Raw genomic sequence first — 11,610 nt, 5'->3', positions numbered from 1 at the left:
CGGAATGCGCTTGCGAATAATCCTGCCTTCGTTTCTCGCGCTCAGCGCCTGCTACCCGATCCCGGGGCCGCCGCCCCCGCCCTATCGGGCGATCGGGACCGAGCCATTCTGGAACGTGCTGATCGACGAGCGTGACGTCACTTTTACCCAGCCCGACGGACAGCCAATTCGCCAGCCGAGACCGCAGGCTATCCACGGCATCGCGGGCGAAATCTATCAGACCCCGCGGATCAACGTGAATATCGTGCACGCCCAATGCAGCGACGGAATGAGCGATCGCGTTTATCCGGACAAGGTGCAGGTCACGGTCGATGGGCGACGATTCGAGGGCTGCGGCGGACTGTGAACCTGTAACCCGGACAGAGTGAAACCGGGGGGTCCTCCACTTCCTCCACTTTGTAACCCTCGTCCATTGGAAGCGGCAGTTTTGCGCCATTTCTCACGGATCATGCTGCGTACGCGGCAGGTTCGAGGGTTACAGCCGGGGTAACAAGTTTGGTCGAGAAACCATGTCGGCGACGATGTGAAAGAGCGACGGCGTGGAGGCTGATCAGAGGTAGCTTCCAGACCAAATCCTACTTTGCAATCATTCCGCGGCGATCTGCGGCGGATCTTCATCGTTGAGACCGAACTCGGCATCGGCGTAGCGCGGAAGCGCTTCGACTGGAGTCAGCACGTCGATGTCGCGGCGGCCAGGCTCGATGTTCAAATCGCGGAACTTGCGCGCCGTGACCAGCGAGCGCGTCTCAAAGCTGGAGACGAAGCTGTTGTAATTATTGACCGCTGTCGACAAACCGCTGCCGACCTTGCGGAGATCGTCTGCCGCCTTCGCGAGCCGTTCGTACAACTCCTTGCCGAGCTCGCCGATCTGCCGCGCTTCCTTGGCGAGGCGCTCCTGCCGCCAGACCGCCGCCACGGTACGCGCGATGGCGATCAGATTGGTCGGGGTCGCGAGCAGTACCTTCTTGTCGAAGGCATAGTCCCACAGGTTCGGATCCTGCTCGAGCGCGGCAGTCAGGAAGTGCTCGCCCGGAATGAACATCACGACATAGTCGGGCGCGTCATCGAACTGCGACCAATAGGCCTTGGCGCCGAGCGTGTTAACGTGGGCGCGGATGGCCGTGGCGTGCGCCGCGAGCGAACGGCCGCGGTCAGTTTCGTCGACCGCACCAAACGCATCCTGATAGTCGTTAAGCGACACCTTGGCGTCGATCACCAGGCTTTGACCGCCGGGCACGCGCACGACAACGTCGGGGCGAAGGCGACCGCCCTCGCCGTCCGCGACGCTGATTTCGGTCGCAAAGTCGCAATGTTCGGACAGGCCGCAGCTTTCGAGCACGTTGCGGAGCTGCTGTTCGCCCCAGCGGCCCCGCGCCTTGGGTGCGTTGCGCAGCGCGTTGACGAGCTTCGCGGCCTCAGCGGAGACGCGTTCAGTGCCCGTGCGCATGGCCTCGATCTGGCCCGATAGCAGCCCGAAGGCGTCGCGGCGCTCGGCCTCGACCTTCTGCACCGTGGTTTCGTAGCGCTCGAGCCGGTCGTGGACCGGCTGCAGCAATGCCCGCAGATTCTGTCCGCTATTCTCTTCCGACTGACGGAAACGCTGGTCCGCGCGCTTGAGGAAGCTCTCCTGCGCTTCGGCCAGGATCTTGTTGCTAATTTCGGAGAATTGCGCCGACAGCCCTTCCTTAGCCTCGATCAGTTCGTTGATCCGCGCCTCGAAACCGCGTTCGCGTTCGGCATGCGCGGCTTCCATCGCAGCGAGCCTGGTCGCGGCGTCGCGGTTGACGTCACGTTCCTTGACGACCCCGTCCAATTGCAAGCGCAGCGCGTCGACGGTGTGCGCAGCGCCGGCCGCGGCGCGGCTTCCGACCAGCCAGCCAATGGCCGCCCCAATGACAAGAGCGATAAGAAGAAAGATCAGCATGGCGGCAGTCATGACCGCGTACTCCCCGGAACATTTGGGGAACTTTACGCCAGCAGCGCTACTCGCTCAAGTCTGCGAGCTGCTGTTTTCCACAGTCCTTTGCTCGGCGACGAACCTAATCACCATCTCATTGAACGTCCCGAGCGACGAGGACCAGAAACCACCGCTTGACCCATGGGCGGCGGACTCCTCGCAAAGCGCCTGCGCCTCATCATAGCGTTGTACAGCGAGAAGCGTCGTAACCCGGGTCACGAACCGTTGATCAGGTTTCCGGGAGTTATCGATCTGCTTCAGGAATTCGTCAGCCGTCCATTCGCGGGCGACCTCGTCAAGCATGTGATCGGCTTGCTCAAGCAAGCGCCGCGCAATGTGGTCAACGCCCCCGTCCTCGGAAACCTCGAACTCGTCCAAGATCAAAAGACCGCATTTCATCCAGCCATAGGCACGGAACGACAGCGGCTGATTGCAAAGCTCGGGATGGCCGACGAGGCGCCAGAAGATGGGATCGATCGCCATCGGCTTGAGCGAAACCCTCGCCCTTGTCCGTTCACGCAGGATGTCTGTCATTTCCTGGACGGACATGAACCAGCCACCGTCCTGAGCGAACAGAACGCCCTGGTTGGAACGCCAGCGCGTGCCCCTCGTGACAGTTCGACAGGCCTTGAAAAGTTCGCGGCGCTGGGCATGCCGGGACTTGGTGAATTCGCGTTTCGAAAGTTCCGCCATGTTCGGGCCTCGCCAGCGCGGCGATGTAATGCGAAAGCGTAAATGAAGCCCTGCGCAGCGGGAACACAAGCTAGTCGATGCGGTTAGCCAGATGAGGAGATTTCAATGTCCATTCGCAAGATGATCGCGCTGCACCCGGCGAGCAAAGACCATAACAACCAGCCGCTGGGCGATGCCGTCCATCACCTGATGTATTGTTCGAAGATGTGCCTGAGCTGTGCGGACGCCTGCATGGCCGAGCCGATGGACATGACGCAGTGCATCCGCCTGTGCCTGGACTGCTCCGACATTTGCGAGGCGACGGCGCGGCTGGGGCTGCGGCGGACGGGCGACGATCAGCCAATGCTGCGCGAGTTGCTCGAGCTGTGCGCGCGCATGTGCGAGCAATGCGCGGCCGAATGCGAGAGCCACGACCACGAGCATTGCAAGCTGTGCGCGCAAATATGCCGCGAATGCGCGGAAGATTGCCGGAACGCGGCTGCTTCGCTGGCTTAAAAGTCGGACTTGCCGAAGCGGTCCATCCCCTGGTTCACGCCCGGCGGGTCGAGAACGCTGACGTCGAGCTCGATCGGCTCGCCGATCCAGTGACCTAAATCCGTGTGATCCGCGAGGTCGTCGTCGGTTAGGGGGTGAACGAGGGCGCGCAGGCCGGATGCCTCGATCGACGCAATTACATGATCGCGCGCCGACCCGAGAAAGTGGATCTCATATTGGGGGATCGGATGCGGGCCGACGCCGCGGTCGGTCAGGCCGCCGACGAACAGGATTTGCGGATCATTGGTGAAGCTGGAGCGCAGTCGATCGGCGGCGTCGCGCTGTTCGGCTGAATAATAGATATGCGCGTGGAATGGCGCGTCAGACAACTCAAGCGGCCTTTAAGTTGTTTTCTTTCCGCCACTTCGCGAGCTTCTTTAGCACCATGTCGCGCTTCAGACGCGACAAATGATCGATGAACAGGACCCCGTTGAGGTGGTCCATTTCGTGCTGCAGGCAAACCGCCAGCAAGCCGTCGATCTCTTCCTCATACTGATTGCCCTCGACGTCGCGCCAGCGGGCGCGGATGCGGTCGGGACGCATGACCTCGGCATATTGCTCCGGGACGGAAAGGCAGCCCTCGGTATAGGGCACGTCGCTTTCCGAATGCCACAGGACCTCGGGATTGATGAATACCTTTGGGTCGCGGGCGGGCTCACCGCCCTCTTCTTCCGGCTCCTGCAGATCGATCACCAGCAGGCGGATCGGTTCCCCGACCTGCACGGCCGCCAAGCCGATGCCGGGCGCGTCGTACATCGTCTCGAACATGTCTTCGACGAGCGTCCTCAGGTCCGCATCGAACGTCTCGACGGGCTTGCTGATCTGCCGGAGGACGGGATCCGGGGTCTCGTAGATACGACGAATGGCCATGAGTGAGATTTAGGCTTTCAGTTTGGGCGGTTCAAGCGATGGGGCGGCGGGCACGGAGGGCCTGGGCGAGCGTGCCCTCGTCGAGATAGTCGAGTTCACCGCCGACGGGAAGTCCGTGCGCCAACTGGCTGAGGCGAATAGGAAAGTTTTCGAGGCGTTCCGCCACATAATGGGCGGTGGTCTGGCCCTCGAGCGTTGCGTTCATCGCCAGCACCACTTCGTCAATGCCGCCGGCGGAGACGCGGCGAACAAGCTGGTCGATGGCCAGATCTTCGGGCCGGACGCCTTCCAGCGCGGAGAGCCGGCCGCCGAGGACGTGGTAGCGGCCGGGAAACAGCCGCGAGCGATCGAGGGCCCAGAGGTCGGCGACTTCTTCCACCACGCACAATGACTTCTCGTCGCGGCGCGGGTCGCGGCAGATATTGCAGGGGTCGGAGGTGTCGACATTGCCGCAGATCGAGCAGGTTGAGAGCTTCTGCGACACGTTCTGAAGGGCGGAGAGCAACGGTTGAAGTGCCGTCTCGCGCTTTTTCATCAGGTGCAGCACGGCGCGCCGCGCCGAACGCGGTCCGAGCCCCGGCAAGCGGGCCAGCGCTTGCGACAATGCTTCGATTTCCTGACTAGCCACGCCTCTCCATACCGTTCGGGCTGAGCTTGTCGAAGCCCTGCCTTTTCCTTTCGGGCTTGCGAAGTAGAAGGGCAGCCCTTCGACAAGCTCAGGGCGAACGGTTTGAAACTAATCTTCATGGGGTCTCCGGACTTTGCGGTCCCGAGCCTGAATGCTCTGATCGAGGCCGGTCACGAGGTGGTGTGCGTCTATTCGCAGCCCCCGCGGCCGGCGGGACGCGGCAAGGGTGACCGCAAGACCGCGGTACATGAGCGAGCGGAGACGCTCGGCATCGAGGTGCGGACACCGCGCACGTTGCGCAACGAGGAAGAGCAGGTGCGGTTTCGAGCGCTCGATTCGGATTTGGCAGTGGTGGCGGCTTACGGGCTGATCCTGCCACGGCCGATCCTGCAGGCGCCGCGCATGGGGTGCATCAACGTGCACGCCTCGCTGCTGCCGCGCTGGCGGGGCGCGGCGCCGATCCAGCGGGCCATTCTGGCAGGCGACGAAGTTAGCGGCGTGACCATCATGCAGATGGAGGAAGGGCTAGATACCGGGCCGATGCTACTGACGCGTGAGCTTAGCCTTCACGGCAAGACGGCGGGTCAAGTTACGGAAGAAATGGCGAAACTTGGCGCAAACGCCTTGGTCGACTGGCTAGCAGAGCAGACGCTACCGACAGTGCAGCCTGAAGAGGGCGTGACCTACGCGGCGAAGATCGACAAGGCCGAAGCGCGGATCGATTGGTCGCGGAGCGCTGCGGAAATCGAGCGGCAGGTGCGAGCGTTCAATCCGGTGCCGGGCGCCTGGCTCGAGGCCGGTGGAGAGCGGATCAAGCTACTTGCCGCAGAATTGATTGACGGCAGCGGCGCGCGTGGTGAGGTGCTGGACGAGCAATTGACGATCGCATGTGGCGAAGGTGCGTTGCGGCCTTTGTCGGTGCAGCGCGCGGGACGCGGGGCGATGACTCCGGGCGAGCTGCTGCGGGGCTTTGCGGTCCCGAAAGGCACCGTGCTGCCGTGACGCGCTGGCGCCTAACAGTCGAATATAATGGCGGGCCATTCATGGGCTGGCAGCGGCAGGATCATGGACCGTCGGTGCAACAGACGGTGGAGGAGGCGCTTCAGCGGATGACCGGTGAGCCGGCGCAGGTGCTGGCTGCGGGGCGGACGGACGCGGGAGTGCATGCGCTGGCGATGGCTGCGCATGTCGACGTCATGACGTCACTCACGCCGCATCGACTGCGCGAGGGACTGAACGCGCTGGTGCGGCCGCAGCCCGTATCGGTGCTGGAAGTGGAGACGGTCGCCGACGATTGGCACGCGCGCTTTTCGTGCGTGGGTCGGCGCTATCTGTACCGCATTCTCAACCGGCGGGCGCCCCCGGCGCTGGATGCCGGGCGCGTGTGGCACATCGGAGTGCCCTTGGACCTCGACGCGATGCAGGCGGGTGCCGCGCATCTCTTGGGGCGGCACGACTTCACCACCTTCCGCTCGGCGCAGTGCCAGTCGGACAGTCCGGTGAAGACGCTGGACCGGCTGGAGGTCGGTCGGGTTGGTGAAGAAATCCATGTGATCGCGGCCGCGCGGAGTTTCCTGCATCACCAGGTGCGGTCGATGGTCGGGTGCCTGGCGATGGTCGGGCGTGGGCAGTGGCAGCCTGACGACATGCTCAAGGCGCTGGAGGCGCGGGATCGCGCGGCGCTGGGGTTCAATGCGCCGCCGCAGGGTCTCTATTTCGTCGAGGCGATCTACCCCTAGACGAGTATCTCACGCGCTAGCGGTCGGCTTTCCCAGCCTTGGGGGCTCGCGCTGAGGCCGTAGGCGCCGGCGCAAAACACGGCGATCACGTCACCGACGTCCGCACGCGGCAGGCTGACGTTGTCGCCAAGCACGTCGAACGGCGTGCACAGGCAGCCGGCGACGGTCACGGACTCCTCGGGCTCGGCATCGAAGCGATTGGCAACGGCAATGGGGAAATTGGCCATGCCGCGTTCGCCGAGGCTCCCGGTCGCGCCGATTAGGTGATGCCCACCGCCATCGGTCGTCAGGAAGGTGTGGCCGCAGCTTTCGGTACGGTCGACGACGCGGGTCAGGTAGACGCCGCTCTCGCCGACCAGCCAGCGGCCGAGCTCGATCGTGAAGCGCGTTGTGGCGAGCAGCGGCGGCGCATTGCATAGGGTATGATTGAGCGCGGCGGCGACGCGGTCGATGTCCAGCGGCTCGTCCCCCGGGCGGCAGGCGATGTCGAAACCGCTGCCGAGGTTTAGCTCGGGAAGCGGCAGGCCGATGGCGTCGGCGATTTCGCCGGCCTGACCTACCGTGAGACGATGAATTTCGGACAGCGCATCTGCATCAAGGCACTGCGCGCCGCCGAACATGTGCAGGCCGCGCCAGTCGACATCGGCCTCGAGCAGGCCCTGAACGAGCGAAGGCACGCGTTCGGCATCGACGCCGAACGGGCTGGCTTCGCAGACGAGAGTCACGGCGCCGGCTTCGATGCTGTACGGCGGCGTGACGCGGACCGAGATGCGCGGCTGGATGCCGACGCGTTCGGCGGCACGGATCGCGCGTTCGGCTTCGCCTTCACTCTCCACGCTTATCGTTGCACCGGCGATGACCGCCGCCTCAAGCTCCTCGGACAGCTTACCGGGACCGGCGAAGTTGATCGGGATACCTGCTAACTTCGCATCCTGAAGGCGGCGCAATTCGCCCTTTGAGACGATGCGGAAACCGTCGACGTATCTGCCAAGGAACTCGAGCAATGGCTCGTAAGGGTTTGCCGTTACTGAATAATGGAGAGCGATGCCATCGGCCATCGCGCCCTTGAAACGGGCGACTTGCGCGCCGACGATATTGTTGTCGTAGACGAACAGCGGGGTGCCGCCAGCCTCTTCGATCAGCTCGTCCGCGGCGATGCCGCCGATCATCAATTGGCCGTCGTCGCGGGCTTCGAAATAGGGCGGGATCGGTCCGACTGGCTTCAACTGCGATCCCCCTCCCCGTGAACCGCCTTACTCGGCGGCGATCGCCTCATATTCCTGAGCGGCCAGATATTTCTCCGCGTCGAGGGCGGCCATGCAGCCGGTGCCGGCGGCGGTGACCGCCTGGCGGTAAATCTTGTCCATGACGTCGCCGCAGGCGAACACCCCGTCGACGCTGGTGCGCGTGGTGCCCGGTTCGACGAGAATATAGCCATCGTCGTCCAGCTTGAGCTGGCCGTTGAAGAGTTCGGTCGCGGGCTGGTGGCCGATGGCGACGAATGCGCCTTCGCAGTCGACACGGCTGACTTCGCCCGTCCGTTTGTTGCGGATGTCGAGGCCGACCAGCGCTTCCGGCTGCCCCCCGCCGACGAATTCGACGACTTCGCTGTCCCAGATGATGTTGATGTTCGGGTGCGCGAACAGGCGGTCCTGCAGGATCTTCTCGGCGCGCAGCGAATCGCGCCGGTGAATGAGTGTGACGTCGTGGCTGTGATTGGTGAGGTAGAGCGCTTCCTCGACCGCGGTATTGCCACCGCCGATCACCGCCACCTTCTTGCCGCGGTAGAAGAAGCCGTCGCAGGTGGCGCAGGCTGAGGCGCCCCTGCCCTTCATATGCTCCTCCGACGGCAGGCCGAGCCACTTGGCCTGGGCACCGGTGGAGATGATCAGGCTGTCGGCGAAGAATTGCGCGCCGCTGTCCCCGGTCAGCCGGAACGGGCGGCGGGACAGGTCGACTGCGCTGATGTGATCCCAAACAACCTTGGTGCCGACATGCTCGGCCTGCGCCTGCATTTCTTCCATCAGCCACGGGCCCTGGATGACCTCGCGGAAGCCAGGATAATTTTCCACGTCCGTCGTGGTCGTGAGCTGGCCGCCCGGTTGAATCCCCTGGATCACCACGGGGCCGAGGCCTGCACGCGCCGCGTAAATCGCCGCGGTGAGGCCGGCCGGCCCGGAGCCGAGCACGGCCACCCGCGTAGAAATGCTGTTCGTCATCGAACAACATCTAAGCGGCGTGACGCCACGCCGCAATGCTGGTTACCCGCAGTTAAACGGCGCGGCGGCCGGTAACGAAGTTCCAGATCACGACGATAACGGCGATGACCAGCAGCAGGTGGATGAGGCCGCCGCCGACGTGGACAACGAACGCGCCCAATACCCACAGGATGAAAAGAATGATGGCGATGGTCAGGAGCATCGGACAGCCTCGCGTTGGTGAAGGACGTGAACGTAACCAACGCGCACAAAGGGCGTTCCGTTAACTGATGTCCATCAAACGAGGCGCGATTGCTCCACCGCAGCGCCGATGAACCCGGCAAAGAGCGGGTGCGGCTCGAACGGGCGGCTCTTTAATTCGGGGTGAAACTGGACGCCGATGAACCAGGGGTGGTCGGGCCGCTCGACGATCTCCGGCAGCGCGCCGTCGGGCGACATGCCGGAAAAGATCAGGCCGCCATTCTCCAGCGCCTCGCGATAGTGGACGTTGACCTCATAGCGGTGGCGGTGCCGCTCGCTGATCGTGTCGGTGCCGTAGATCGAGCGGACGACGCTGTTGCCGTCCAGCTTTGCGGGATAGGCTCCGAGACGCATCGTGCCGCCGAGGTCGCCGCCAGCGGCGCGCTTTTGCAGCCCCTCCTCGCTCATCCACTCGGTGATCATGCCGACCACGGGTTCCGAGGTCTCGCCAAACTCGGTCGTCGACGCTTCGGCGATGCCGGCGACGTTCCGTGCTCCCTCGATGCAGGCCATCTGCATGCCGAGGCAAATCCCGAAGAAGGGAATTTCGCGCTCGCGAGCGAACTTCACGGATGCGATCTTGCCCTCGCTGCCGCGTTCGCCGAAACCGCCGGGAACGAGGATGCCGTGCAGCGGCTCGAGCTCGGCCGCGATCTCGGCGTCGGGATGCTCGAAGAGTTCGGCGTCGAGCCACTGGATGTTGACCTTCGCGCGATTGGCGATGCCCCCGTGGACCAGGGCTTCCCGGAGGCTTTTGTAGGCGTCGGGTAGCCCGACATATTTGCCGACGACGCCGATCGTGACCTCGCTGTCCGGGTGGTCGATGGCGTCCATGACGGCGTTCCAGCGAGTCATGTCTGGCGGCGGCGCATCCTCGATTCCGAATGCGTAAAGGACTTCGTCGTCCAGGCCTGCCCGATGATATTGCAGCGGCACGTCGTAGATGTTGCGCGCGTCGAGCGCGGGGATGACCGCCGACTTCCGGACGTTGCAGAAGAGCGCGATCTTCTCGCGGTCGCTGTCGGGCAGCGGACGGTCGCAGCGGCAAAGCAGCACTTCCGGTTGAACGCCGAGGCTGGCGATCTCGCGGACGGACTGCTGGGTCGGCTTGGTCTTCAGCTCACCCGCGGCGGCGATCCACGGCACGAGCGTGGTGTGCACGCTGACCGAATTGCCGCGGCCGAGATCGTTGCGGAGCTGCCGGATCGATTCGATGAACGGCAGGCTTTCGATGTCACCGACGGTGCCGCCGATCTCACAGATGACGAAGTCGAGGCCGTCGGTGTCGGCGAGCGCGAATTCCTTGATCGCGTTGGTTACGTGCGGAATGACCTGGACGGTCGCGCCGAGATAATCGCCGCGCCGCTCCTTCGCGATAATGTCGCGGTAGATGCGGCCGGTGGTGATGTTGTCCGATTGGCGCGCCGATACGCCGGTGTACCGCTCGTAATGGCCGAGATCGAGATCGGTCTCGGCGCCGTCGTCGGTAACGAAGACCTCCCCATGCTGATACGGGGACATCGTCCCCGGATCTACGTTGAGATAGGGGTCGAACTTTCGAATGCGGACCTTGTATCCACGCGCCTGGAGAAGCGCCCCGAGGGACGCCGAAAGCAAGCCTTTTCCAAGCGAGGAAACCACGCCGCCGGTGACAAAAATGAACCGCGCCATGGGTGTCGGGGCTTAGGGGGTGTTGGCGCGGCGACGCAACCCGCCGCGTGAAATAAATTCGTGGAAAGCGTCGCTTATTGGGCGAGTGGGACCGCTGGCGCGGATTGGTTCTGCGTCGCTGGCGCGGTCGGCGTCGGCTGCACGGGCCGCGTATCCTGGACCGGCGCGGTCTTGCCGGCGAGCGAGGTATCGATCTTCGCCGGTTCCCGCGATGCGCCGGCGATCGCCGCCATCACGATCGACAGGACGATGAATGCGCCGCCAAGAACGGCGGTTGAGCGGGTCAGAAAGTCCGCCGCACCGCGCGCCGTCATGAAGCCTGAGGAACTGCCACCCACGCCGAGGCCGCCACCTTCCGAGCGTTGCATCAGGATGACGGCAACGAGCGACGCAGCAATGAGCGATTGAACGATCAGCAGGAAGGCGAACATTTAAGACCTTTGACGAATGAGGTGCGGAAGCAAGTAGCGGCCACCGCACCCGCTTTCAACCGGACTACTGACCCTGCGGCGCGGTTGCCGATCCTTTGACTAGCGTTTCGAGCTGCGCGGATGAATAGCCGACCGTCACCGAACCGTCGGCATTTCCCCGAACGCCGCTGGTCGGGAAAGCCAGCTTCTGCCCCGACTTTAGAGCGATCACGACTTTATCGTCAGCAACCGAATCGATCGTGCCAACCGTAGTGCCGCCGATTCCTTTGACAGTCGCGCCGGCGACCACCGCGGCATTCGCCGACGCTGCCGTCGCTTCAATCTGGGCGTCGAGCTGCGCCTGCGTCATCCCGAACAATAGCTTGCCGCCCTCCGCCCTGAAGCTAGACTTTGGCAGGAGTGCCTCGTGCTTGCTCGTCTTCACCTGAAGGTTGTCGCCCTGAATGGCTGTGACTGTGCCGACCGGTGCGCCCGCACTGTCCACGACCTGCATGCCGACACTCTGCGCGGCGACCGGCATGGCCAAAGCGAGACCCAAAAGACCAACGACGAAATTGTTCCTCACCATCTTGAACCCTACCTTTCGTTAGGGGCCTTAGATAGCATGCGCCTGCTGTTTGTGAACTGA

The 11,610-nt window shown here is 63.7% G+C and carries 15 protein-coding genes; 4 read left to right on the top strand and 11 right to left on the bottom strand.

The genetic code is table 11. From position 1 onward, the window contains the following. The first annotated feature begins 4 nt into the window (after nucleotides 1–4). Nucleotides 5–346: a COG3650 family protein gene (locus tag QU596_RS01880; protein WP_308516707.1), complete on the top strand. Its 342-nt coding sequence runs from the start codon at nucleotides 5–7 to the stop codon at nucleotides 344–346. A 240-nt stretch (nucleotides 347–586) separates the two neighbouring features. On the opposite strand, the gene QU596_RS01875 is transcribed toward QU596_RS01880, so the two are convergent. Further along, nucleotides 587–1,936, bottom strand: a complete 1,350-nt coding sequence (locus tag QU596_RS01875) for a DNA recombination protein RmuC (RefSeq protein ID WP_308516705.1) — start codon at nucleotides 1,934–1,936, stop codon at nucleotides 587–589. A gap of 54 nt (nucleotides 1,937–1,990) precedes the next feature. Then, nucleotides 1,991–2,650 carry a hypothetical protein gene (locus QU596_RS01870; RefSeq protein WP_308516703.1) on the bottom strand — a complete coding sequence of 220 codons (660 nt, stop codon included), beginning with the start codon at nucleotides 2,648–2,650 and terminating at the stop codon, nucleotides 1,991–1,993. A gap of 105 nt (nucleotides 2,651–2,755) precedes the next feature. Here QU596_RS01870 and QU596_RS01865 point away from each other — a divergent pair, with 105 nt between their 5' ends. Then, complete coding sequence (locus QU596_RS01865; protein WP_308516701.1) at nucleotides 2,756–3,145, top strand: four-helix bundle copper-binding protein; 390 nt, start codon at nucleotides 2,756–2,758, stop codon at nucleotides 3,143–3,145. Here the strand turns inward: QU596_RS01865 and QU596_RS01860 are convergent. The 3 genes from QU596_RS01860 to recR are packed head-to-tail and all read right to left on the bottom strand — an operon-like array spanning nucleotide 3,142 to nucleotide 4,682. After that, on the bottom strand, nucleotides 3,142–3,513 hold the full coding sequence (locus tag QU596_RS01860; RefSeq protein WP_308516700.1) for a DOPA 4,5-dioxygenase family protein: 372 nt from the start codon (nucleotides 3,511–3,513) through the stop codon (nucleotides 3,142–3,144). The genes QU596_RS01865 and QU596_RS01860 overlap by 4 nt on opposite strands. 1 nt (nucleotide 3,514) lies before the next feature. After that, nucleotides 3,515–4,054 carry a peptide deformylase gene (def, locus tag QU596_RS01855; RefSeq protein ID WP_308516698.1) on the bottom strand — a complete coding sequence of 180 codons (540 nt, stop codon included), beginning with the start codon at nucleotides 4,052–4,054 and terminating at the stop codon, nucleotides 3,515–3,517. 31 nt (nucleotides 4,055–4,085) lie between these two features. After that, complete coding sequence (gene recR, locus QU596_RS01850) at nucleotides 4,086–4,682, bottom strand: recombination mediator RecR (protein ID WP_308516697.1); 597 nt, start codon at nucleotides 4,680–4,682, stop codon at nucleotides 4,086–4,088. A 102-nt stretch (nucleotides 4,683–4,784) separates the two neighbouring features. On the opposite strand from recR, the gene fmt reads away from it, so the two are divergent. Together fmt and truA are read left to right on the top strand one after the other, a co-directional pair. After that, nucleotides 4,785–5,684: a methionyl-tRNA formyltransferase gene (gene fmt, locus QU596_RS01845; protein ID WP_308516695.1), complete on the top strand. Its 900-nt coding sequence runs from the start codon at nucleotides 4,785–4,787 to the stop codon at nucleotides 5,682–5,684. Then, entirely contained in the window at nucleotides 5,681–6,421 is a 741-nt protein-coding gene (gene truA / locus QU596_RS01840) for a tRNA pseudouridine(38-40) synthase TruA (protein WP_308516693.1), read from the top strand. Before fmt ends, truA begins: the two co-directional genes overlap by 4 nt. On the opposite strand, the gene QU596_RS01835 is transcribed toward truA, so the two are convergent. The 6 genes from QU596_RS01835 to QU596_RS01810 form a co-directional block, all read right to left on the bottom strand. Further along, entirely contained in the window at nucleotides 6,418–7,647 is a 1,230-nt protein-coding gene (locus tag QU596_RS01835) for a type III PLP-dependent enzyme domain-containing protein (protein ID WP_308516692.1), read from the bottom strand. The two genes, truA and QU596_RS01835, sit on opposite strands and share 4 nt — an antisense overlap. 27 nt (nucleotides 7,648–7,674) lie before the next feature. Further along, nucleotides 7,675–8,640, bottom strand: coding sequence for a thioredoxin-disulfide reductase (gene trxB / locus QU596_RS01830; RefSeq protein ID WP_308516691.1), 966 nt, complete (start codon nucleotides 8,638–8,640; stop codon nucleotides 7,675–7,677). Nucleotides 8,641–8,692: 52 nt separating this feature from the next. Beyond that, the gene (locus tag QU596_RS01825) at nucleotides 8,693–8,842 is read right to left on the bottom strand and encodes a lmo0937 family membrane protein (RefSeq protein ID WP_308516690.1); all 150 of its coding nucleotides are present in this window, start codon (nucleotides 8,840–8,842) and stop codon (nucleotides 8,693–8,695) included. A 74-nt stretch (nucleotides 8,843–8,916) separates the two neighbouring features. Next, nucleotides 8,917–10,551, bottom strand: a complete 1,635-nt coding sequence (locus tag QU596_RS01820; RefSeq protein WP_308516687.1) for a CTP synthase — start codon at nucleotides 10,549–10,551, stop codon at nucleotides 8,917–8,919. Nucleotides 10,552–10,625: 74 nt separating this feature from the next. Further along, nucleotides 10,626–10,982, bottom strand: coding sequence for a preprotein translocase subunit SecG (gene secG, locus QU596_RS01815; protein ID WP_308516686.1), 357 nt, complete (start codon nucleotides 10,980–10,982; stop codon nucleotides 10,626–10,628). Between the two features lie 64 nt (nucleotides 10,983–11,046). After that, on the bottom strand, nucleotides 11,047–11,550 hold the full coding sequence (locus tag QU596_RS01810) for a ribosome maturation factor RimM (protein ID WP_308516684.1): 504 nt from the start codon (nucleotides 11,548–11,550) through the stop codon (nucleotides 11,047–11,049). Nucleotides 11,551–11,610 lie beyond the last annotated feature (60 nt).

It is taken from the genome of Sphingomonas flavescens (assembly GCF_030866745.1).
Taxonomy (GTDB): Bacteria; Pseudomonadota; Alphaproteobacteria; order Sphingomonadales; family Sphingomonadaceae; genus Sphingomicrobium; species Sphingomicrobium flavescens.
This window is presented reverse-complemented; position numbering and strand designations above follow the sequence as displayed.